A 20,205-nucleotide genomic window follows, 5' to 3' on the forward strand; every position below is an offset into this window, starting at 1 on the left:
CGCGTGACACAATGCGGGCGTGAGCACGACCGCCGAGCGCTACCGGCGCTTCGCCCGGGAGGCGGCGCCCCGGTCGCCCACCTATGCGGGCTGGGCAGAGGCGCTCGCCGCCGATGAGGCGAGCATCGCGCTGATCGATGCGCTGCCCGTGGCGAGCCGTCAACCTGTGCTCATCCTCACCGCCGCGCGCTTCGCGGGCCTCGCACCGCACGAGAGCATCGCGCCATGGGTGCGGGAGCACTGGCCGGCCGTAGCCGGCATCGCCCGGCAGCGCGCGACACAGACCAACGATCCGCGGCGCACGGCGCCGCTCGTGGCCGCGCTGCAGCGCATCGAGGGGCCGGTCGCGCTGCTCGAAGTCGGCGCGTCGGCGGGTCTCACACTCCTTCCCGACCGCTACAGCCACGTGTTCGAGCGGGGAAGTGCGCTCCACCGCCTCGATCCGGAGGACGGCGCGTCGGCGCTCGAGCTGCGCTGCGCTCTCGGAGAGAGCGTGCCGGTGCCGACCCGCCTGCCCCGCATCGTCTGGCGTGCGGGGCTCGAGCGGCAGCCACTGCCCTGGGGCGACGCGGAGGCGGAGCGCTGGTTGCGCACGCTCGTCTGGCCGGAGGAGCGCGACCGAGCGCTGCAGCTGAACCAGGCCATGACGATCGCCCGTCGAGAGCCGCCGCGACTCGTCGCGGGCGACGCCCTCGACGGGTTGCCCGCGCTCGCCGCGCAGGCGCCGAGCGGCGCCACGCTCGTCGTGTGGAGCCCCGCCGTGCTCGTCTACCTCGACCCGGCGCGGCGCGAGCGGTTCCACGACCTCGCCACTGCGCTGCCCGGCCACTGGATCTCTCTCGACGGCCGCCGCGTTCTCGAGCGCGTGGGTGAGAGCGCGGACGCCCTCCTGCCCGGCCCGGACGACGACTTCATCCTGAGCGTCGATGGCCGCGCCGCGGCCGTCGTGTCACCTCACGGCGACCGCCTCGAGCGCTGGGCACCCGAGGGGCGGACTCAGGAGTCCGGAGCGTAGATCGCTCGCGCGAGGGCGTCCAGCATGAGCGGCGTGCGCGGCCCGAAGCTCAGGATCTCGCCGTCCGCCATGTCGACGAAGCGACGGTTCTCTCCCGCGCGCGTCAGGGCGATCGCGGGCTTCGCGGCGAGGAGCCCCTCGACTCCGCCCACGCTCTCGAGCCCGTCGGTCATGACGAGGATGAGGTCGGGGTCGGCCGCGATGAGAGCCTCGTCCGTCATGGGGCGCAGGCCCTGCCAGCCGATCTCCCCGGCCACGTCGATGCCTCCGACGCCCTCGATGAGCTCGTCTGCACCCGACTCCTCGCCGAAGAGGTAGTAGATGCGCGAGGCGCCACGCAGGTAGAGGAAGAGGATGCGCACGCGATCGGCGGTGTCGGTCGGTGCGATGGAGGCGATCTCGTCGACGACGGCGTCGACCTCGGCGTCGAGCTGCGCGGCCAGCACCTCGCCCGTCGCGGGCGCCCCGAGCGCCGCGGCCACCTGCCGCGCGAGCTCGGCGGGGGCGCCGAGCCCTGGCTCAGCATCCACGTAGACGACCGTGACGCCCGCATCGCGCAGCTGCACGACCACGTCGGTCGGCCCGATCGTGCCATCGGTGATGACGATGCTCGGGCGCAGCGCGAGCACCGACTCGCTGTTGATGGCGTGGCCGCTGCTCGTCACGACGGGTAGGCCGTCTGCCTCGGGAAAGGTCGTCGAGATGTCGCGGCCGACCACCGAGTCGCCGAACCCGAGCGCGAACACGGTCGAGGCGATCGACCCGGCGATGTCGAGCGGCAGGATGCGGCTCGTGTCGTCGACGGTCACCTCGACGTCGCCGGCGAGATCGCGAGAGACCACCGTGGTCGGCAGCTGCTGCGCCGGTGCCTCCGCCACGGGGGTGATCGAGGCCGTCTCGAGCACCGCGGTCGACGGGCCCACGTGATCCCGCGGGTTCTCGAGCACGTCGAGCTCGGCCAGCGGCGGTCGAGGAGTGATCGAGGCAGGCGACTCGGCCACGGGCCCCGCCGTGCCCGTCGTGCAGGCCGAGAGCACGGCGACGCACAGGAGCGTCGCGAGCGCGCGGGGAAGCAGGGAGGTCATGGGGGTCCGAAACGGGGCTGGGGCGCGCTCGGGGCGACGCCGGTCGACTGAGGCAACCCTAACCGAGTTGGCTGGGCACCTGCCCGGCCGTGGGCGAGCCGCCACGGTCGGGCTCGCGAGGCTCCTAGGGTGTGGGTATGGATGCCCGATCCGACGCCCTCGACGAGCCCGCGCGCCGCGTGCTCGAGTTCGAGCGCGACTGGTGGGGCCACAGCGGCGCGAAGGAGCTGCGCATCCGTCGTGACTTCGGCTGGAGCGCCGCCCGCTACTATCAGGTGCTGAACGCCGTGATCGACACCGATGTCGCCGCACGCTACGACCCGGTGCTGGTCGGTCGCCTGCGGGAGGTGCGGCAGCAGCGCTCCCAGCAGCGCCGCACGCGGCGCCCCTCGACGACCGGCGCAGCCTGACCCGCCCCCACCTCAGCCGAAAGGCTTCACGATGGCCGAGTACGACCCCGATCGTTTCGACGACGTGCCCGACTCCCTCGGGCGCGTCGGCGCGCACCGGGCGCCGCGTCGGCGGGGTCGCGGCTGGATCGCGGTGGCGTGGGCCCTGCTCGCGAGCGGCGCGCTCGTCGTTGCCGGGCTCTACAGCCTCTCCCTCGTGAGCGACAGCGTGACCTTCGAGATCCCGGGCTTCTCCGAGCCCGAGCCCATGCCGACCCCCGAGCCCACGCCGACGATGACGCCCACGGCGGACCCGGTCCTGGACCCGAGCGCCGTCGACCTTCCGAGCGGTTTCACGATCACCGTCCTCAATGCGACACCGTTCGAGGGCCTCGCCGCTCAGGGCGGCGCCGAGCTCTCCGAGGCCGGCTGGCCCGTCGGCACGACGACGAATGCCGCGCAGGACGACTTCCCCGACACGGTCGTGTTCTACTCCGACCCGGCCAACGAAGGCTTCGCCCGCGGCATCGCGCAGCAGTTGCGTGTTGCCGACATCGAGCTCTCCGACGCCTTCCCCGGTGCTCCCATCACCGTCGTGCTCGGCGCGGACTACTCGGCACGCGGCTGACGCCCGGCCCTGGGCATCCCGAATCGGCGTTACGCCGACGTTTCGACTCTGTGAAGAGTGCTCGCGGCCCCTGGTGACGGTCGTGCTGCGGTGGTTAGCATCGCTCCACGCACAGCAAGGAGTCACCGCATGACCAAGGGAACCGTCAAGTGGTTCAACGCCGAGAAGGGCTTCGGCTTCATCACTCTCGAGGGAGGGGAGCAGGACGTCTTCGTCCACTACTCGGCCATCGACATGCCCGGCTACAAGGTTCTCGAAGAGGGTCAGGCGGTGAGCTTCGAGGTGGGCACCGGCTCGAAGGGCCCTCAGGCCGAAGGCGTCACCGTCCTCTGACGGCGCGCCCGCTTCGCGCCTCACCTCCCGCCTCCGCCTGCGCGGTTACGCTGTCGCCATGAGGATGCGCGCACGCAGTCGCTGGTCGGCAGCGGTCGGCGTGCTCGCGGCCCTCGCCCTGGCCAGCGGGTGCGCCGCTGAGCGCGAGTTGCCGGTGCCGACGGCGACGCCCGAGTACGTGCCGGTGTTCGAGGAGCCCGAACCGTACACGCTCGCCCCGCTAACGGGAGAGCAGGTGGCGCCCGGCTCGCTCGACCACCCCTCGATCGCAGCGAAGATCGACAACAACATCAACGCCCGCCCCCAGATCGGCCTCGGGCGGGCCGACATCGTCTACGAGATCCTCGTGGAGGGCGGCGCCACGCGCCACATCGCCGTGTGGCACTCCGACATTCCCGACGAGATCGGCCCGATCCGCTCCGTACGACCGGTCGACCCCGACGTCGTGTCGCCGTTGGGCGGCGTCTTCGCGTACTCGGGCGGTCAGTACCGGTTCGTCGTCGCGATGCAGAACGCTCCCGTGTACAACGCGATCCACGGGCAGGCAGACACCGCGGAGACCATCTTCCGCGGCACCAACGCCCCGGCCCCGCACAACGTCATCGTGCGCGCGCCGCAGATCGTGGCGCAGCAGGGCAGGCTCGACCCGCCTCCGCAGCTGTTCGCCTTCGCGGAGAGCGTCGCCGCGGCGACCGCCACGAAGGAGGGCTCGCCCACGGCCCGCATCGGGCTGCAGTTCTCCGTCGGCAACACGCCCGCGTGGGAGTGGAACGCCGAGAGCGAGCGCTGGGTGCGCTTCATGCACGGCGGCGCCGTCGATCGGGATGCCTCGGGCGACCAGCTCGCCGCCGTCAACGTCGTGACGCTCCGGGTGCCCGTGCAGGTCATCCAGAGCATTCCGACGGTCGGTCTGCGGGGCTCGGGCGACGCGTGGGTCTCCACGGGTGGGGGCACCGTGCGCGCCCAGTGGTCGAAGAGCGGCCTCACCGACACCATCCGTCTGCTCGACGAGCACGGAGTCGCCGTGCGCCTCGCGCCCGGCAATACGTGGGTCGAGCTCGTCCCCCTCGCGGGCGACGTGACCTTCCGCGCCCCCTAGCCCCACCCCGCTTCCCGCCAGATCTGACGGGAACGGGCGCTCGCCAAATGCCTGAGCGCCCATTCGGGTCAGATCTGGCTCACGGCGGGTCGTGTTGGCTTGCACTCGAAGGGTGCGAGTGCCAGAATCAGTTAGCACTCGCGATTGCCGAGTGCCAGAGCTACTGCACGTGATACGTCCGGGAGGGACGAAAGACACCCATGGCTAAATTGATTGCTTTTGACGAAGAGGCCCGCCGCGGCCTCGAGCGCGGCCTGAACATCCTGGCCGACGCAGTGCGCGTCACCCTCGGCCCGCGCGGCCGCAACGTCGTGCTGGAGAAGAAGTGGGGCGCCCCCACGATCACCAACGACGGCGTCTCCATCGCCAAGGAGATCGAGCTGGAGGACCCGTTCGAGAAGATCGGTGCCGAGCTGGTCAAGGAGGTCGCGAAGAAGACCGATGACGTCGCCGGCGACGGTACGACGACCTCGGTCGTGCTCGCCCAGGCGCTCGTGCGCGAGGGCCTGCGCAACGTCGCGGCCGGCGCCGACCCCATCAGCCTCAAGCGCGGCATCGAGAAGGCCACGCAGGCCGTCTCGGCCCAGCTGCTGAAGAACGCCAAGGAGGTCGAGACCAAGGAGGAGATCGCCGCCACCGCGAGCATCTCCGCCGCCGACCCCGAGATCGGCGCGCTCATCGCCGAGGCCATTGACAAGGTGGGCAAGGAGGGCGTCGTCACGGTCGAGGAGTCGAACACCTTCGGCACCGAGCTCGAGCTCACCGAGGGTATGCGCTTCGACAAGGGCTACCTCTCGGCGTACTTCGTCACCGACCCCGAGCGCCAGGAAGCGGTCTTCGAAGACCCCTACGTGCTCATCGTCAACGGCAAGATCTCGGCGATCAAGGACCTGCTCCCCGTCGTGGACAAGGTGATCCAGAGCGGCAAGCAGCTGCTCATCATCGCCGAGGACGTCGAGGGCGAGGCCCTTGCGACGCTCGTGGTCAACAAGATCCGCGGCATCTTCAAGTCGGTCGCCGTCAAGGCTCCCGGCTTCGGCGACCGCCGCAAGGCCATGCTGCAGGACATCGCGATCCTCACCGGCGGTCAGGTCATCAGCGAGGAGGTCGGTCTCAAGCTCGAGAACGCCACCCTCGACCTGCTGGGCCGCGCGCGCAAGGTCGTCATCACGAAGGACGAGACGACGATCGTGGAGGGCGCCGGCGAGGCCGACGCCATCGCGGGCCGCGTCAAGCAGATCCGCGCCGAGATCGAGAACACCGACAGCGACTACGACCGCGAGAAGCTCCAGGAGCGCCTCGCGAAGCTCGCCGGCGGCGTCGCCGTCATCAAGGCGGGTGCCGCGACCGAGGTGGAGCTCAAGGAGCGCAAGCACCGCATCGAGGATGCCGTGCGCAACGCCAAGGCCGCCGTCGAGGAGGGCATCGTCGCCGGTGGTGGCGTCGCCCTCATCCAGGCGGGCAAGATGGCCTTCGAGTCGAAGGAGCTCACCGACCTCGTCGGTGACGAGGCGACGGGTGCGAACATCGTCCGCCTCGCCGTCGACTCGCCGCTCAAGCAGATCGCGCTCAACGCCGGCATGGAGGCGGGTGTCGTTGCCGAGAAGGTGCGCAACCTTCCCATCGGGCACGGCCTCAACGCCGCGACCGGCGAGTACGGCGACATGCTCGCCGCCGGCATCGCCGACCCGGTGAAGGTGACGCGCTCGGCGCTGCTCAACGCCGCGTCGATCGCCGGGCTGTTCCTCACGACGGAGGCCGTCGTGGCAGACAAGCCGGAGAAGAACCCGCAGCCGATGGGCGACCCTTCGGGGGGCATGGACTTCTAGTCCAGCCAGCTCACTGCACCGACAACGGGGCGGCATCCCTCACGGGATGCCGCCCCGTTTCGTGTGTGCGGCAGGCGGCACTGCTCAGGCGGCGTCGCGCGCCTCGGCGAGACCGACGAAGAGCTGGGTGTTGAAGTCGTACGCGACCATGACCTCGTCGATCACGCGCTCGCGCTCGTCGTCGTTCCACGCGACGGTATCGAGCTGATGCCGGTAGGTGTCCTTGAAGGCGCCCGGGTCGGCAATCTGGTCGAAGAGGTAGAAGCCGATGCCGTTGGTCTCGAATCCGAAGCGCCGCGCCATGACCTTTGCGATGTACTGGCCGCCGGAGAGGTCGCCGAGGTAGCGCGTGTAGTGGTGGGCGACATAGCCCGCGGGCCAGGTGGCGGCGACCTCGAGGATGCGCGCCGCGTATCGGCGCGTGATCTCGAGCGGCGCGATGCGCGCGCGCCAGTCGCCGCCGTGAAGGAACGCCAGGTCGTTCTCGAGCGCGGGCAGGCGCGTGAGTGCGGGGGAGAGGAAGGGTGCGACGTCGGGGTTCTCGCGCATCGCCGGCTGCACGCTCTCCAGGGCCTCGTAGATGACGTAGTGCTGCTCGACGAGGGCGACGTAGTCCTCCCGGGAGCCCGCCCCCGCCATGAGGTCGCTCATGAACGTGGCGCTCTCACTGCTGCTGTGCCCACGAGCGGTGCGCTCACGCACGAGGCGCGAGAAGGGGATGACGTCAGGCTCGGGTGCGGTCACGGTGATCTCCAGGCTAGGTAAGGCGCACCTAACCTATCGCTCACCCGAGCGAGGCGCCAGAGGTCGAGCGGCCAGAGTCTGAGATACCGAGGGTCCGGGCGCTCGCGACGCTAGTCGTGGGCACGAGGCTCGATCCCGAGCGCCGCGCACGCGCGATCGTAGAGCACGACGATCTCCCGTCGAATCTGCGGCCGAGCGCTGATGGGTGCCGTCCACTCCACCCGCAGAGGGTGCTCCGCCCCCTGGCTCGCGTCTGTCTCGTACACCCACTCTCCCGCCTCGCCGTCGACGCCGACCATGCGCGCACGCACGGCAGCGCGATCACCGAACGCTCGGGCGATGAGCAGGTTGTCGTCGGCGTGATCCCCGTTCATGTGGGTGAGCACGCCCGCGACGATGGCGGGGTCGAAACTGGTCACACCCACCAGACTAGGGCGCGGAGCATCGGTCAGCGCAGGAAGAGCCGGGCGTTCTGATGCTCTATCTCGGCGTAGTGCTGCCCCGCGTGCGCGAGCGCCTCGGTCAGGGCGCCGAGTGACTGCTCGACCCGCTGCTGCGTCGCGCTCCAGTCAGCGACGAGCGATTGGAAGGCGCTCGCGGCGGAGCCCGTCCACGATCCCTGCAGCGACACGAGCTGGTTCTGCAGCGCGGCGACCTCTACCTGGATGCGCCCGATCGACCCGCGGGCTGCGCCCGTTGCCGAGATCACCGCATCGCTGTCCACCTGATATCGCGTCATGACGTCCTCCTGTCCCGCAAGGGCGAGCCCCCCGCTGCACAGCAGAGTAGGAGCGCGCGTCAGGAGCCGGATGCCGCGTCGGCCCCCTGCTCACCTGCGGGTGTCTCGTCGCTCTTGGGGAGGAGCGGCAGGGTGACTCGGAAGGTCGCGCCGCCGCCCGGGGTGTCGACAACGTCGATGCGGCCATGGTGGTGATCGACGATGGAGGCAGCGATCGCGAGACCGAGACCAGAGCCGCCTGTGTCTCGGGCCCGCGAGGAGTCGGCGCGGAAGAAGCGCTGGAAGATCTTCTCCTTCAACTGCGGCGGGATGCCCTCGCCATGGTCGACGACCGCGATCGTGCCGAGTCCCAAGAGAGGGTCCGCCCCTACCGCGATCTCGAGCGGAGACCCCTCGGGCGTGAACCGCACCGCGTTGCCGATGAGGTTGGTGATCACTTGGCGCAACTTGTTCTCCTCGCCGAGCACCACGGCGGGCGCGGGAGGTGAGGAGGCCTCGGGGGCCTCGGGCTCGGTCACCACCGAGCGGCCTCGGCGGCGACGCAGTCGCGCGAGAGCCGAGCCGGCCAGCGCGATCGCGCCGGTTGGGGCTGGGGCGCTCGGCGACTCGGCGGGGTCGGCGTGAGCGGTGCGGCTCGCAGCCTCGGGGGCGTCGGCCGGGGCATCCTTCTCGATCGCCTCGCCCTCGGGTGCGTACTCGTCGAGGACGACCGTCACCTCGCGGTCCGGTGCGCCCGCCATGGCGTCGAGGGCCGCATCGCGAGCGAGGTCGGCCAGGTCGACGGGCGCCAGCTCGAGAGGGCGCGACTCGTCGAGCCGCGCGAGCTCGAGCAGGTCGGCCACGAGGGCGCCCATGCGCACGGCCTCCTTCTCGATGCGCTCCATCGCCTGAGCGACATCCTCGGGCTTCTGCAGGGCTCCCATGCGGTACAGCTCGGCGTAGCCCCGCACCGAGACAAGCGGAGTGCGCAACTCGTGGCTGGCATCGCCGACGAAGCGTCGCATCTGGCTGATCGTCGCGGCGCGGTCGGCGAACGCCCGGTCGATGCGCGAGAGCATCGTGTTGAGAGAGCGGTTGAGTCGGCCGACCTCGGTGTTGGGGGTCGCTCCGCCCAGTCGCTGGCTGAAGTCGCCTCCCGCGAACCGCGCGGCCGTCGCCTCCACGTCGCGCAACGGTCGGAACGTGGAGGTCACGAGCAGGCGCGTCAGGGCAGCGCTGAGGATGACGACGACGAGACCGAAGCCCAGGAAGATCGAGGCGAACGACCCGATCACGCCGTTCGTGTCGGCCAGGTCGGCGCCGATCACGAGGGTCGCGGCGTGCGTCGTCTCCGACTCGCTGTCGACGACGGCGAGAGGGAAGGTCGCCACGCGCCACTGGGTCGTGCGGTCCTGGCTCGCGACGGTGATGCCGCCCTCGACGCGCTCGAGGTACTCGGCGGTCAGTCGCGAGACGTCGGGTGCGCGATCCCGGCTCGCGGAGCCCACGTTGTCGTCGATGATGACGCCGTCCCCGGCGACGGCGCCGAAGTAGAACTGGCTGGAGAAGACAGACGGAGTCAGCTCGTCGAAGGAGGCGAAGTCTTCGAGGCTGAAGGTCGCGGGCGACTGCGGCACCTGCTCTTCGGCGACCTGCAGCAGCTGCCGGTCGACTTCGTCGACGAGCGTGCGCTGCAGCACCGTGAGGGTGCCCATGCCGACGACGAGCAGACCTACGGTGACGACGAGGACGGTCACGCCGGTGATCTTGGAGCGGAGGGAGATGCCCTCCCACCACTGCGTCAGCTGCTCATGCATCGGGAGCCAAGGCTAGACCTTGGCCGCCTTGAGCATGTAGCCGAACCCCCGCTTAGTCTGGATGAGCGGCTCATCGGTGTGCTGGTCGAGCTTGCGGCGCAGGTACGAGATGTAGCTCTCGACGATGCCAGCGTCGCCGTTGAAGTCGTACTCCCACACGTGGTCGAGAATCTGCGCCTTCGAGAGCACACGGTTGGGGTTGAGCATGAGGTAGCGCAAGAGCTTGAACTCGGTGGGGCTCAACTCGATGACGGCGTCGCCGACCGTGACCTCGTGCGTGTCCTGGTCCATGATGAGCTCGCCCGTGCGGATGACGGCGTCGTCCTCCTCCTGCATGGTGCGGCGCAGGATCGCCTTGATGCGTGCGACGATCTCGTCGAGGCTGAACGGCTTGGTGACGTAGTCGTCGCCGCCGACCGTCAGACCCATGATCTTGTCGTCGGTGTCGTCCTTCGCGGTGAGGAAGAGGATGGGGCTTGTGTAGCCGCTCGACCGCAGGCGCTTGGTGACGCCGAACCCGTTGATGTCGGGCAGCATCACGTCGAGGATGATGAGGTCGGGCTCCTCTTCGAGCACGGCGGAGATCGCCTGCGCCCCGTTGCTCACGGCGCGCACGGCGAAGCCGGCGAACCGCAGGCTCGTCGTCAGGAGGTCGCGGATGTTCGGCTCGTCATCGACGATGAGAATCTTGGGTCCGTCAGGCATGGGGCCATTCTCTGCGCGTTTGTTGTGGGTTTCCTGAATGCCCGAAGGGCGCCGTCGGTCTCGCCCGCTCCCATCGATTCCTCAACATTGTCGGATGCTCGGCCTAGGGTTCCCGTATGAACATTGTGCTCATCCCCGGCTTCTGGCTCGACGGCGCTTCGTGGTCGGGCGTGACGCCTCCTCTCGCGAGGGCCGGCCACACCGTCCACACTCCCACCATGCCCGGCAAGCGGCAGGGTGACCGAGCTCTGTCGGGCATCGGGCTCCACGATCACGTCGATGCCGTGCTGGAGATCGTGGACGCGGTCGCGTCCCCCGTCGTGCTCGTCGGGCACTCTGGCGGGGGCAGCATCGCCTGGGCGGCGGCTGATGCGCGCCCGGCGGATATCGCGAGGGTCATCTTCGTCGACGCTCTGCCGTTCCCCGACGGCAGCGCCATCAACGACGAGCTCCCCGTCGAGGGCGACCGCATTCCGCTCCCCGAGTGGGGCTTCTTCGAGGCGGAGGACCTCCTCGATCTCGATGACACCCTGCGCGAGCGATTCCGCACGATCGCGCTTCCGGAACCTGCCGCGGTCGCCACCGATCCTCCGACGCTCCACGACGAGGCACGATTCGCGGTTCCGGTGACGGTCATCGCGTGCGAGTTCCCCGAGGCGATGCTGCGTGATGCGATCTCGGCCGGCGCGCCCTGGACGAGCGAGCTGGCTCAGCTCGAGCAGCTGGAGATCATCGAGCTGCCCACCGGCCACTGGCCGCAGTTCACGAAGCCCGCCGAGCTGGCGCAGAGCATCCTCGCCGCCGTCGATCGCGGCTGACACGCCGCGCTGACCTGTTCGGGGGCGTGCCGTCGCGAGCGCCCGGGCCTAGGATCGTTGCGTGAAGAAGTTTCGTTCCATCGCCCTGGTTGTCGCGCTCGCCCTCGGTAGCGGTGCGCTGCTCGCCGCTCCGGCCCACGCGGCGCCCCAGACGCTCTTCGGCACCACCGTCGACACGGTTGCCCAGCCCTCGGGCGAGAGCGTGCTCGGCGACACCGCCCATGTGCTCTCGATCGGCAGTTCAGTTGACTCGACACTCGGCGCGGCGAGAGGGCTCGATGTGGTCGTCACCCTCCGGGAGAACGGCACCGACCTCGTGACCTGCACGATCCCGGCGGGCAGTCTCTCGTGCAGTCTGTTCACAGGCGACCTGCTCGCGCCGGGTACGCACGCGGTCAGCCTCGTCGCCAGTTCGTCAGGGCGTGATGTCGTGATCGCGTACTTCCCGTTCGACGTACCCGAGGTCCCCGTCGAGGCGGAGTTCGCGGCGACCGGCGCGGTCGGGGAGGGCGCACTCGCCCTCGGCTCGCTCGCACTCCTCGGCGGCGGCCTTCTTCTGGTCGCCGCGGCTCATCGTCGCCGCAGCGCTCGAGCCGCCTAGCGCGAGCGACTCACGCAGCAGCAGCGGCGATCGCGCTCGCGTCGAGGATCTCGTAGCTGTACCCCTGCTCGGCGAGGAAGCGCTGACGGTTCTGGGCGAAGTCCTGGTCGACGGTGTCGCGCGCGACGAGAGTGTAGAAGCTCGCGGGGATTCCGCTCTGCTTCGGCCGCAGCAGGCGCCCGAGACGCTGCGCCTCCTCCTGGCGGGAGCCGAACGAACCCGACACCTGGATCGCGACCGTGGCCTCGGGGAGGTCAACCGAGAAGTTGGCGACCTTGGAGACGACGAGCACCGGAGTGCGGCCATCCCGGAACTCCTGGTACAGCCGCTCGCGCTCTGCGACGGACGTGGACCCCGTCAGCTGCGGCACGTCCAAAGCATCGGCGAGCTCCTCGATCTGGTCGAGATACTGACCGATGATGAGGATGCGCTCGCCCGAGTGCTGCGCCACGAGACGCTTCACGATGTCGAGCTTGGCGGGTGCGGTCGCCGCGAGCCGGTAGCGCTGGTCGTCGGCGCTCGCCGCATACTCGAGGCGCTCGCTCGCCGGCAGGTCGACGCGCACCTCGAAGCAGCTCGCTGGTGAGATGAAGCCCTGCGCCTCGATCTCCTTCCACGGGGCGTCGAAGCGCTTCGGGCCGATGAGACTGAAGACGTCGCCCTCGCGGCCGTCCTCTCGCACGAGCGTCGCCGTGAGGCCCAAGCGGCGACGGGCCTGCAGCTCGGCCGTGAGCTTGAAGACCGGCGCGGGCAGCAGGTGCACCTCGTCGTAGACGATGAGACCCCAGTCGAGGGCGTCGAGCAGGGCGAGGTGCGCGTACTCGCCTTTCCGCTTGGCGGTGAGGATCTGGTAGGTCGCGATCGTGACCGGCTTGACCTCCTTCACCTGGCCGGAGTACTCGCCGATCTCCTCCTCGGTGAGGCTCGTGCGCGCCAGCAGCTCGGCACGCCACTGCCGCGCCGAGACCGTGTTGGTGACGAGGATGAGGGTCGTCGTGCCCGCCTGCGCCATCGCGCCAGCGCCGACGAGTGTCTTGCCGGCACCGCAGGGCAGCACGACGACGCCGGAGCCGCCCACGAAGAACTGGTCGATCGCGTGCTGCTGGTAGGGCCGCAGCCCCCAGTCAGCGAGGTCGAGGTCGATGTCGTGAGGAGTGCCAGGAGTGTAGCCGGCGAGATCCTCGGCCGGCCACCCGATCTTGACGAGCTCCTGCTTCACCTGCCCACGAGCCCACGCCGCGAGCTCGTAGCTGTGCTGGTCGATGCGGCGCGCGAGCAGCGGGGCGACCTTGCGGTTGGAGGCGATCTCGGTGAGCACGGCCGTGTCGGTCGAGCGCAGCACGAGCATCCCGTCGTCATCCCGCTCGATGACGAGCCGCCCGTAGCGGCCCACCGTCTCGGTGATGTCGGTCGCGACCGACTGCGGCACCGGAAACTTCGAGTAGCGGTCGAGCACGGCGAGCATCTCGGCGGCCTCGTGACCGGCCGCCCGAGCGTTCCACAGCCCCAGCCGCGTGATGCGGTAGGTGTGCACGTGCTCGGGTGCGCGCTCGAGCTCGGCGAACACGGCGAGGGCGTGGCGGGCCTCCTCCGCCTGGCCGTTGGCGACCTCCAGCAGCACGGTGCGGTCGCTCTGAACGATGAGGGGGCCGTCAGGATTCATAACGGGCCAGTCTAGAGCGCGCGGCTGAGAGCGCCGGTACGGGATGCGCGGCGCACGGTGCGCGTGGGCCGCTACTCGAGCGGCTCGAGGCCCGTGATGCTCGCGATCGGCAGGGTGCGCTCGACGTCGGCGTCGCGGTCCCGCCCGCGAACGCGTCCCGCCGCGATGCCGGTCGGCTCGAGGTCGAAGGAGCGCTCGCTGCCGTCGGGCAGCCGCACGGTCGCGCGCACCGCGAGCTTGCCGCGCACGGCGAGCTCCCACTGGCGCCCCACCCACGCGTCATCCCCGTCGGTGCCGACGGTCGAGCCGCTGCGGATGCGCGCCACGGCGTCAGCGACAGGATCGGTGACGCTCACGGGCGCAACCGGCCGGGTGCGACCCGGGCGCTCCGGAGCGGGAAATCCGTCGGCGGGCGCTGCGGGGTACCGCGCGTCGATGAGGGTCCACAACACGACGGCGGGCTCGAAGCGGCTCACCGCTCGACCCGGGCTCGACAGCTGCAGCCCGAGCGGAGCAGTGGCGGCGTCGACGAGCAGCGAGTCCAGCAGCAGACGATCCTCGCTCGTGACGAGTGCGCGGGCACCGCCGCGCTCGCCGTCGTCGGCGGGCGCCACCCGCACGCTGCCGTAGCGCGCGGCGGTCTCGCGGATCAGGTACTCGACCGGTTGCGGAACACCGGTGAGCGACAGCTGCTCGAGGAACGCCAGCAGCTCCTCCGCCGACTCGCCGAGAGCCACGGCCCGCGTGACGCTGTCGGCGGTGACCCGGTAGCGGCCGGCCAGCCCCGCGCTCTCCACGTCGGCGAGGCGACGCAGTCGCTCGTCGAGGTGGGCCGCGAGCGGGCCGGGGGAGACCACGGTGAGGTCGTGCTGCAGGTACACCTGGTCGACATCCGGGGGCACGAGCGGCGCGAGCACGGCGCTCGCCGCGGCTGCGCCCCGGCTCAGGAGCGCGGCACCCATCGTGCTCGCGCGGCCGTCGGCGGTCACCCCGAGGCGCTCGCCCTGCGCGCCGCGGCGCGCCATCCTCGTATCGAGTGCGTCACCGCCCGCGGGGTACAGCCAGTGCACGAAGTCGGTGAGCGCTGCTCCCCAGCGTGCGAGCGGGCGTGAGGCGAGCAGCTCGACGAGTTCGACGGGCAGCAGCGCCACCCAGGCCTCGGCGACCTGCTGCCAGCGGTCGGCGAGGGGTGCGCGCCGCCACTCGTCGGAGCGAGTGGTCGCCCGAGTGAAGCCGTCGTCGTCCTCCACGAGGTCGGCGAGCGACGCGAGATCGAGGATGAGGGGCAGCTCGTCGAGCTCGACTCCCGCGACCTCGGCGAGCCGCTTGGCGTCGGGCAGCGAGAGCCCGCCGCGGGCGAGGAGTCGCCCTGGCGCCTCCGCGAGGGCGAGAACGATCTCGGTGAGCTGCGTCGTCGTCGTGAAAGCGCGCTCGGCTGCGCCGCGATCGACGGACGCGCGGTCGGCGTCGTCCACCGCATCGAGAGAGACCGGCGGATGCTCGGAGGTCAGCGCCTCGGAGCCGGGAAGGCCGCGCTGCGGCCACTGCGCGAGCTCGGCGACCACCGTCGGCCAGACCGTGACAGTGTCGTCGACGAGGTCGATGAGCACAGCATCCAGCGCCGCATGGAGGTCGCTGCGCACCTGGTCGACCGGGCGGTCCAGCCGCCGCGCCACGTCGGCGACCGGCATCGACTCCGCCTCGCCCGCGGTCACGAGCGCGGCGAGCGTCGGCCTGGTCTGGCGCGCGAGAGCGATGCCGATCGCCGCAGGGTCGAGCAGCGCCTCGGCGAGGTCGAAGATGTCGCGCAGCGACGTCGGGGAGATCGAGCGCTCACGGATGATGCGCGTCACGCTCGCGTCATCGAGGTCGCGCAGTCGCGCGGCGAGCGCGAGGGAGGCTGAGCTAGTTGCCGGCATCCTTGGCAGCTCGCCCCCGGCGCACAGCACTGACGACGAGCAGCACGATGATGAGGACGAAGCCGATCGGCAGGCCGACGAGCGGCATCATCGTCACGAGAGGCCAGATGCCCTCGGCGAAGTCGCCCCGTTCGAGACCCGCCGCAGTGCCGGCGATGAGGGCGACGAAGCTCGCGAGGCTCAGCAGGATGACGCCTGCGACCATGTAGGCGAGCACGCGCTCGACGCGGTTGCTCATCACGAACGATTCTTCTGGCACCCGTCCAGGGTAGTGCCGCATGCTGAAAGGCTCGTACCCCGTTTCCTGGGGCCATCCTGCGGCGGTATCCTCGGGGTTCGAGCACTGCGCTCGACACGACAGCGAACGCGAGGGGACACAACGCTCATGCCCACCGGCAAGGTCAAGTTCTACGACCAGGAGAAAGGGTTCGGCTTCATCGCGTCCGACGACGGCGACGAGGTCTTCCTGCACGCCTCCGCCCTGCCCGAGGGGGCGGTCATCAAGGCCGGCACCCGGCTCGAGTTCGGCGTCGCCGACGGCAAGCGGGGCGCACAGGCGCTGTCGGTGCGCGTGCTGGAGAGCCGGCCGACGCTGAGCACCCTCAACCGCAAGTCGGCCGACGACATGGCCGTCATCATCGAAGACCTCGTCGGCCTGCTCGACGGCATCGGTGCCAACCTCAAGCGAGGCCGCTACCCCGACGCCGCCCACGGTCGCAAGATCGCCACCGTACTGCGCAAGGTCGCGGACGATCTCGATGCCTAGAGGCGCCCGCGGCACGACCACGACCACGACTGCGGCAGCGCCCGTCGTCGAGGCGAGCGTTCTCGAGCCGATCGCCCGCGCGGCGCTCGAGGAGATCACCCCGGCGACGACGATCGGAGCCCTGCGCGACGTGACCGTGGCCGACGATGTCGCGACGGTGCGCTTCGCCACGCGGCAGGGCGGCTACCTCGGCTGGTTCTGGACGGTCTCGCTCGCGGTCAACCCCGGGCTCGAGCCGAGCGTGCTCGAGACCGAGCTCATGCCCGGTGAGGGCGCGCTCACGGCTCCCGACTGGGTGCCGTGGTCGGACAGGCTCGAGGACTACCTCGCGCAGCAGGCAGCTGACGCCGAGTCGGAGGGTGACGACGACGACTCCGACGACGACCACGATCACGACGAGCACGACCTGCACGGCGATGACGGGGACGACGTCTTCGACGGTGTCGACATCGACGCGCACGACGACACGGTCGGCGACGGCGACTAGCTCGTTCGGACCCCGGCGCCTCTAGCTGTGCCGCCGCACTCTGTCACGCCGGTCGCGACGAGTCACGCCGAACGTTCGGCCCAGGTCGTCACAAACGGCCTGAGTTGATCGCTCGGCGCTCCTCCCCAGGGACGCCGCACGGGCGCGACTACGCCGTTCACGGCAGCGTTGCGCCTCCTATCGACGGGTGAGGAACAGTGCTCGCATGCTCACCCCGGTCGACCACAGTGCTCTCGTCTACCCGCAGCGCGAACTCGATCTCGGCATCCGGCGGCAGGTCTATCGTGGCGCGCGCAACGGTGAGTTTCTCAAGCTCGCGCCGGGCGTCTACGTGCGGCGCGACACCTGGAACGAGCTGGGCGTCGATGAGCGCTACCGCTTGAGAGTTCGCGCGGCATGGGAGCGGGCTGTCCCATCCGACGTGCTGAGTCACTGGTCAGCAGCAGCACTATGGCAGCTGCCCATCCTCGGTCGGTGGCCGAAGGACGTCCACGTCGTCGGCAGTGCGACGTCGAACAGTCGCTCGACCTCGGTCTTGCGCAGGCACACGGACTCCTGGGCGGCAGACCCTGTGGACATCGACGGAATGCTTCTCACCGCCCTTGGCCGAACCGTAGTGGACATGGCGCGAGTCGCGAGGTTCCCAGTCGCTGTCGCGATGGGTGACGCCGCTCTGTGGCGTGCCGCGCATCCGCGGGACGCGGAGGGACTCGCGGGTGTATCACTCGAGGAGCTTGAGGAGCTGTGGTCGCTACTCAACCACGGGCGAGGTTTCGCGCGAGCGCGACGCGTGCTCGACTTCATCGACGGGCGCGCGAACCGGCCGGGGGAGTCTCTGAGCCGCGTCACGATGCACGCTCTCGGTGTTCCGACTCCCGAGCTGCAGCACACGGTCTTCGGGCCGACTGGGCGACGCTACGAGCTCGACTTCTACTGGCCCGAGTTCAACGTCGGTGCCGAGTTCGACGGGCGGGCGAAGTACACCGATCCGCGCTACCTCACCGGGCGCACCCCCGATCAGGCCGTGTATGAGGAAAAGCTGCGCGAGGACGAGATCCGGCCGCAGCTGCACGGCTACGGCCGTTGGGACTGGAACGTGGCGGGTTCGGAGGTCGCACTCGCTCGACGCTTGCGTCGCATCGGCGTGCGATGGTGAGCCGCACGAATCAGTCGGCACCGAGGTCGGTGGGGTGTCACGCGTGCGATCGATGCTCGGCGAATGACTGGGTCACGCCCTTCGTGACAACTGCAATCGAACGTTTGGCGTGCTTTGTCACGAACGGCGTGACGGAGCGGCGCGGGATGGGCGCGGCGCGTGCGAGTCAGCGGCGGCCGCGGCGCGAGACGAGCAGCCCGGCGAGACCGAGCACGAGGCCGAGCGCGATGGTCGCGAGCGTCTGAACCGGGTCGAAGGCGATCGGGGTGGCGAGCATCCCGAGCGCGATGACGAGCGCGACGAGCCAGAGGCCGAGGCCGACCTGGAAGGCGAGCACGTCGTTGGTGCGCAGCGGCTCGGGCTGCGGCCGGCGCTTCTCGTGCGGAACCCAGAGCCTCATGGCGCTCAGTCTGCCAGGGCGTCGATCACGTAGTCGATGCAGCGCGTGAGCTGGCGCACATCGTCGGGCTCGATGGCGACGAAGGTCGCGACACGCAACTGGTTGCGGCCGAGCTTGCGGTACGGCTCCGTGTCGACGACGCCGTTCGCGCGCAAGGTCTTCGCGACGGCGGCGGCGTCGACGGAGTCGTCGAGGTCGATCGTCACGACGACGGGGGAGCGGTGCGCGGGGTCGGCCACGAAGGGGGTCGCGAGCGGGTGCGCCTCGGCCCAGTCATAGAGGATGCCCGAGCTCTCGGCCGTGCGCGCTCCGGCCCACGCGAGCCCGCCAGAGGAGTTCATCCACTGCAGCTGGCTGTCGAGCATGACGAGCGTGCCGATCGCGGGGGTGTTCAGCGTCTGGTCGAGCCGCGAGTTGTCGATGGCGGCGGTGAGGGAGAGGAACGGCGGGATGAAGCGGTCGCTCGCGTCGAGGCGCTGCGCCCGTTCGATCGCGGCGGGGCTCAGGAGGGCGATCCACAGCCCGCCGTCGCCGGCGAAGTTCTTCTGCGGGGCGAAGTAGTAGGCGTCGGTCTCGCTCACGTCGATGTCGATGCCGCCCGCCGCACTCGTCGCATCGACGACGGTCAGCGCTTCGGGGGCGGAGCCGATGCGCGTGACGGGCGCGCTCACACCCGTGGAGGTCTCGTTGTGCGGGTAGGCGTACACGTCGACGCCGTCGACCGTCTCGAGCGTGCCGCGGCTGCCGGGGTCGCTCGAGACGACGTGGGGGGCGTCGAGCCACGGGGCGCGGGCGGAGGCGACGAACTTGGCCCCGAACTCGCCGAAGGCGAGGTGCGCGCTGCGGCGCTCGATGAGGCCGGCCGCGGCGACGTCCCAGAACGCGGTGGAGCCGCCGTTGCCGAGCACGACCTCGTACCCGTCGGGGAGGCGGAAGAGCTCGGCGAGGCTGGCGCGCACGCTGCCGACGAGGTTCTTGACGGGGGCCTGGCGGTGCGAGGTGCCGAGCAGCTCACCGGCGGCGGCGAGGGCGGCGACCTGCTCGGGGCGCACCTTCGAGGGTCCGCAGCCGAAGCGTCCGTCGGCGGGAAGAAGGTCGGTGGGGATGCGCACGTCGGCCATGGTTCGAGTCTACTGAGCGGCTGCGGGGGCGCGGTGCGGGGCATCCCGTGATGGCACCCCAGCGATGCTGAAGGCGGCGGGCGGTCGCCGATGCCGAACGCTCATGCCGAACGATTAGGCTGGGCGAACGATCGCGTGCGTGTAAGGAGACAGGCCCATGACCGACCTCGTCGACACGACGGAGATGTACCTGCGCACGATCCTCGATCTGGAGGAGGAGAACATCGTTCCCCTCCGGGCGCGCATCTCTGAGCGCCTCGGGCACTCGGGCCCCACGGTGTCGCAGACGATCGCGCGCATGGAGCGCGACGGTCTCGTGCGGGTCGAGGGCGACCGCCATCTGGAGCTCACGCCGGAGGGTCGCCACAAGGCGGTGTCGGTCATGCGCAAGCACCGGCTCGCCGAGCGTCTGCTCGCCGACGTGATCGGACTCGACTGGGCGTACGTGCACGATGAGGCCTGCCGGTGGGAGCACGTCATGAGCGAGCAGGTGGAGCGCCGGTTGATGACGCTGCTGGACGGGCCGACCGAGTCGCCGTACGGCAACCCGATTCCGGGCATGGAGGAGCTGGGGGGCGCGCCGGCCGTCGACTTCCTCGACGGTGTCATCTCGCTCACCCACGCGACGGCGGCGGGGATGCGGCAGTGCACGATCCGGCGCCTGTCCGAGCCCGTCCAATTCGATCCCGACCTCCTGCACCAGCTGTTCGAGGCGGGGGTCGTGCCGGGCGCGCGGGCCAGGATTCGGTCCGAGCCGAACGGCTATATCGCCGTGGACGTCGACGGTCGCGCCGAGGGCATCGAGCTTCCGGCGGAGGTCGCGCAGCACATCTACGTCGACGAGTGAGCTTTCGCCACTACATGTAGTGACGCGCGTCGTTTTGTGACCTTCCCGTTACCTCGCGTACACTC

Annotated in this window: 23 protein-coding genes; 12 read left to right on the top strand and 11 right to left on the bottom strand. The window is 70.2% G+C overall.

Going from position 1 to position 20,205, the window contains the following annotated elements; translation table 11 throughout:
- Positions 1 to 19: 19 nt before the first annotated feature.
- Positions 20 to 1,015 (top strand): DUF2332 domain-containing protein, encoded by a 996-nt coding sequence (locus IE160_RS01690; RefSeq protein ID WP_179873077.1) that lies wholly within the window; start codon positions 20 to 22, stop codon positions 1,013 to 1,015.
- On the opposite strand, the gene IE160_RS01695 is transcribed toward IE160_RS01690, so the two are convergent.
- Complete coding sequence (locus IE160_RS01695) at positions 997 to 2,100, bottom strand: heme/hemin ABC transporter substrate-binding protein (RefSeq protein WP_191151478.1); 1,104 nt, start codon at positions 2,098 to 2,100, stop codon at positions 997 to 999. The genes IE160_RS01690 and IE160_RS01695 overlap by 19 nt on opposite strands.
- A 137-nt stretch (positions 2,101 to 2,237) precedes the next feature.
- Here IE160_RS01695 and IE160_RS01700 point away from each other — a divergent pair, with 137 nt between their 5' ends.
- From IE160_RS01700 to groL, 5 genes are all read left to right on the top strand, one after another.
- Entirely contained in the window at positions 2,238 to 2,510 is a 273-nt protein-coding gene (locus IE160_RS01700; RefSeq protein ID WP_179873079.1) for a DUF3263 domain-containing protein, read from the top strand.
- A gap of 31 nt (positions 2,511 to 2,541) precedes the next feature.
- Positions 2,542 to 3,117, top strand: a complete 576-nt coding sequence (locus tag IE160_RS01705) for a LytR C-terminal domain-containing protein (protein ID WP_179873080.1) — start codon at positions 2,542 to 2,544, stop codon at positions 3,115 to 3,117.
- A 129-nt stretch (positions 3,118 to 3,246) separates the two neighbouring features.
- Positions 3,247 to 3,450: a cold-shock protein gene (locus IE160_RS01710; protein WP_179873081.1), complete on the top strand. Its 204-nt coding sequence runs from the start codon at positions 3,247 to 3,249 to the stop codon at positions 3,448 to 3,450.
- Positions 3,451 to 3,508: 58 nt separating this feature from the next.
- Complete coding sequence (locus IE160_RS01715; protein WP_179873082.1) at positions 3,509 to 4,549, top strand: DUF3048 domain-containing protein; 1,041 nt, start codon at positions 3,509 to 3,511, stop codon at positions 4,547 to 4,549.
- A 200-nt stretch (positions 4,550 to 4,749) separates the two neighbouring features.
- Positions 4,750 to 6,378, top strand: coding sequence for a chaperonin GroEL (groL, locus tag IE160_RS01720; RefSeq protein ID WP_152583927.1), 1,629 nt, complete (start codon positions 4,750 to 4,752; stop codon positions 6,376 to 6,378).
- 84 nt (positions 6,379 to 6,462) lie between these two features.
- Here groL and IE160_RS01725 read toward each other — a convergent pair whose 3' ends face one another.
- From IE160_RS01725 to IE160_RS01745, 5 genes are all read right to left on the bottom strand, one after another.
- Positions 6,463 to 7,122 (bottom strand): biliverdin-producing heme oxygenase, encoded by a 660-nt coding sequence (locus IE160_RS01725; protein ID WP_179873083.1) that lies wholly within the window; start codon positions 7,120 to 7,122, stop codon positions 6,463 to 6,465.
- Positions 7,123 to 7,232: 110 nt separating this feature from the next.
- Positions 7,233 to 7,541: a DUF2470 domain-containing protein gene (locus IE160_RS01730; protein WP_179873084.1), complete on the bottom strand. Its 309-nt coding sequence runs from the start codon at positions 7,539 to 7,541 to the stop codon at positions 7,233 to 7,235.
- 29 nt (positions 7,542 to 7,570) lie between these two features.
- Positions 7,571 to 7,861 carry a WXG100 family type VII secretion target gene (locus IE160_RS01735; RefSeq protein WP_191151479.1) on the bottom strand — a complete coding sequence of 97 codons (291 nt, stop codon included), beginning with the start codon at positions 7,859 to 7,861 and terminating at the stop codon, positions 7,571 to 7,573.
- Between the two features lie 59 nt (positions 7,862 to 7,920).
- Positions 7,921 to 9,657, bottom strand: a complete 1,737-nt coding sequence (locus IE160_RS01740) for a sensor histidine kinase (RefSeq protein WP_179873086.1) — start codon at positions 9,655 to 9,657, stop codon at positions 7,921 to 7,923.
- Positions 9,658 to 9,669: 12 nt separating this feature from the next.
- Positions 9,670 to 10,362 (bottom strand): response regulator transcription factor, encoded by a 693-nt coding sequence (locus IE160_RS01745; RefSeq protein WP_179873087.1) that lies wholly within the window; start codon positions 10,360 to 10,362, stop codon positions 9,670 to 9,672.
- 116 nt (positions 10,363 to 10,478) lie between these two features.
- Here IE160_RS01745 and IE160_RS01750 point away from each other — a divergent pair, with 116 nt between their 5' ends.
- Positions 10,479 to 11,180, top strand: a complete 702-nt coding sequence (locus IE160_RS01750; protein WP_191151480.1) for an alpha/beta fold hydrolase — start codon at positions 10,479 to 10,481, stop codon at positions 11,178 to 11,180.
- Between the two features lie 61 nt (positions 11,181 to 11,241).
- Positions 11,242 to 11,781, top strand: coding sequence for a hypothetical protein (locus IE160_RS01755; RefSeq protein ID WP_191151481.1), 540 nt, complete (start codon positions 11,242 to 11,244; stop codon positions 11,779 to 11,781).
- Between the two features lie 10 nt (positions 11,782 to 11,791).
- Here the strand turns inward: IE160_RS01755 and IE160_RS01760 are convergent, their stop codons facing one another.
- The 3 genes from IE160_RS01760 to IE160_RS01770 form a co-directional block, all read right to left on the bottom strand.
- Entirely contained in the window at positions 11,792 to 13,444 is a 1,653-nt protein-coding gene (locus IE160_RS01760; RefSeq protein ID WP_179873090.1) for a DNA repair helicase XPB, read from the bottom strand.
- Positions 13,445 to 13,515: 71 nt separating this feature from the next.
- The gene (locus tag IE160_RS01765) at positions 13,516 to 15,363 is read right to left on the bottom strand and encodes a helicase-associated domain-containing protein (RefSeq protein ID WP_191151482.1); all 1,848 of its coding nucleotides are present in this window, start codon (positions 15,361 to 15,363) and stop codon (positions 13,516 to 13,518) included.
- On the bottom strand, positions 15,350 to 15,601 hold the full coding sequence (locus tag IE160_RS01770; RefSeq protein WP_152583936.1) for a multidrug ABC transporter ATPase: 252 nt from the start codon (positions 15,599 to 15,601) through the stop codon (positions 15,350 to 15,352). The genes IE160_RS01765 and IE160_RS01770 overlap by 14 nt, the downstream gene beginning before the upstream one ends.
- Before the next feature lie 147 nt (positions 15,602 to 15,748).
- On the opposite strand from IE160_RS01770, the gene IE160_RS01775 reads away from it, so the two are divergent.
- The 3 genes from IE160_RS01775 (at position 15,749) to IE160_RS01785 (ending at position 17,772) form a co-directional block, all read left to right on the top strand.
- Entirely contained in the window at positions 15,749 to 16,129 is a 381-nt protein-coding gene (locus tag IE160_RS01775; RefSeq protein ID WP_179873092.1) for a cold-shock protein, read from the top strand.
- Positions 16,122 to 16,616, top strand: coding sequence for a DUF3027 domain-containing protein (locus tag IE160_RS01780; protein ID WP_191151483.1), 495 nt, complete (start codon positions 16,122 to 16,124; stop codon positions 16,614 to 16,616). Before IE160_RS01775 ends, IE160_RS01780 begins: the two co-directional genes overlap by 8 nt.
- Positions 16,617 to 16,821: 205 nt before the next feature.
- Positions 16,822 to 17,772: a hypothetical protein gene (locus tag IE160_RS01785; RefSeq protein WP_179873094.1), complete on the top strand. Its 951-nt coding sequence runs from the start codon at positions 16,822 to 16,824 to the stop codon at positions 17,770 to 17,772.
- A 166-nt stretch (positions 17,773 to 17,938) separates the two neighbouring features.
- On the opposite strand, the gene IE160_RS01790 is transcribed toward IE160_RS01785, so the two are convergent.
- Positions 17,939 to 18,172 carry a DUF2530 domain-containing protein gene (locus IE160_RS01790; protein ID WP_179873095.1) on the bottom strand — a complete coding sequence of 78 codons (234 nt, stop codon included), beginning with the start codon at positions 18,170 to 18,172 and terminating at the stop codon, positions 17,939 to 17,941.
- Between the two features lie 5 nt (positions 18,173 to 18,177).
- Positions 18,178 to 19,293: a phosphoserine transaminase gene (gene serC, locus IE160_RS01795; protein ID WP_191151484.1), complete on the bottom strand. Its 1,116-nt coding sequence runs from the start codon at positions 19,291 to 19,293 to the stop codon at positions 18,178 to 18,180.
- Positions 19,294 to 19,450: 157 nt separating this feature from the next.
- Between serC and IE160_RS01800 the strand changes: the two genes are divergently transcribed.
- Positions 19,451 to 20,140 carry an iron-dependent transcriptional repressor DtxR gene (locus IE160_RS01800; protein ID WP_179873097.1) on the top strand — a complete coding sequence of 230 codons (690 nt, stop codon included), beginning with the start codon at positions 19,451 to 19,453 and terminating at the stop codon, positions 20,138 to 20,140.
- Positions 20,141 to 20,205: the final 65 nt, after the last annotated feature.

The organism is Chryseoglobus sp. 28M-23 (assembly GCF_014789785.1).
Lineage (GTDB): Bacteria > Actinomycetota > Actinomycetes > Actinomycetales > Microbacteriaceae > Microcella > Microcella indica.

Excerpts from the sequence above, each read along its gene's own strand:
- IE160_RS01705 (WP_179873080.1), top strand. The coding sequence starts at position 2,542 with ATGGCCGAGTACGACCCCGATCGTTTCGACGACGTGCCCGACTCCCTC.
- IE160_RS01750 (WP_191151480.1), top strand. The coding sequence starts at position 10,479 with ATGAACATTGTGCTCATCCCCGGCTTCTGGCTCGACGGCGCTTCGTGG.
- IE160_RS01775 (WP_179873092.1), top strand. The coding sequence starts at position 15,749 with ATGCCCACCGGCAAGGTCAAGTTCTACGACCAGGAGAAAGGGTTCGGC.
- IE160_RS01695 (WP_191151478.1), bottom strand. The coding sequence starts at position 2,100 with ATGACCTCCCTGCTTCCCCGCGCGCTCGCGACGCTCCTGTGCGTCGCC.
- IE160_RS01745 (WP_179873087.1), bottom strand. The coding sequence starts at position 10,362 with ATGCCTGACGGACCCAAGATTCTCATCGTCGATGACGAGCCGAACATC.
- IE160_RS01800 (WP_179873097.1), top strand. The coding sequence starts at position 19,451 with ATGACCGACCTCGTCGACACGACGGAGATGTACCTGCGCACGATCCTC.
- serC (WP_191151484.1), bottom strand. The coding sequence starts at position 19,293 with ATGGCCGACGTGCGCATCCCCACCGACCTTCTTCCCGCCGACGGACGC.
- IE160_RS01760 (WP_179873090.1), bottom strand. The coding sequence starts at position 13,444 with ATGAATCCTGACGGCCCCCTCATCGTTCAGAGCGACCGCACCGTGCTG.
- IE160_RS01710 (WP_179873081.1), top strand. The coding sequence starts at position 3,247 with ATGACCAAGGGAACCGTCAAGTGGTTCAACGCCGAGAAGGGCTTCGGC.
- IE160_RS01715 (WP_179873082.1), top strand. The coding sequence starts at position 3,509 with ATGAGGATGCGCGCACGCAGTCGCTGGTCGGCAGCGGTCGGCGTGCTC.
- IE160_RS01765 (WP_191151482.1), bottom strand. The coding sequence starts at position 15,363 with ATGCCGGCAACTAGCTCAGCCTCCCTCGCGCTCGCCGCGCGACTGCGC.
- IE160_RS01790 (WP_179873095.1), bottom strand. The coding sequence starts at position 18,172 with ATGAGGCTCTGGGTTCCGCACGAGAAGCGCCGGCCGCAGCCCGAGCCG.
- IE160_RS01735 (WP_191151479.1), bottom strand. The coding sequence starts at position 7,861 with ATGACGCGATATCAGGTGGACAGCGATGCGGTGATCTCGGCAACGGGC.
- IE160_RS01700 (WP_179873079.1), top strand. The coding sequence starts at position 2,238 with ATGGATGCCCGATCCGACGCCCTCGACGAGCCCGCGCGCCGCGTGCTC.
- IE160_RS01770 (WP_152583936.1), bottom strand. The coding sequence starts at position 15,601 with ATGAGCAACCGCGTCGAGCGCGTGCTCGCCTACATGGTCGCAGGCGTC.
- IE160_RS01785 (WP_179873094.1), top strand. The coding sequence starts at position 16,822 with ATGCTCACCCCGGTCGACCACAGTGCTCTCGTCTACCCGCAGCGCGAA.
- IE160_RS01780 (WP_191151483.1), top strand. The coding sequence starts at position 16,122 with ATGCCTAGAGGCGCCCGCGGCACGACCACGACCACGACTGCGGCAGCG.
- groL (WP_152583927.1), top strand. The coding sequence starts at position 4,750 with ATGGCTAAATTGATTGCTTTTGACGAAGAGGCCCGCCGCGGCCTCGAG.
- IE160_RS01740 (WP_179873086.1), bottom strand. The coding sequence starts at position 9,657 with ATGCATGAGCAGCTGACGCAGTGGTGGGAGGGCATCTCCCTCCGCTCC.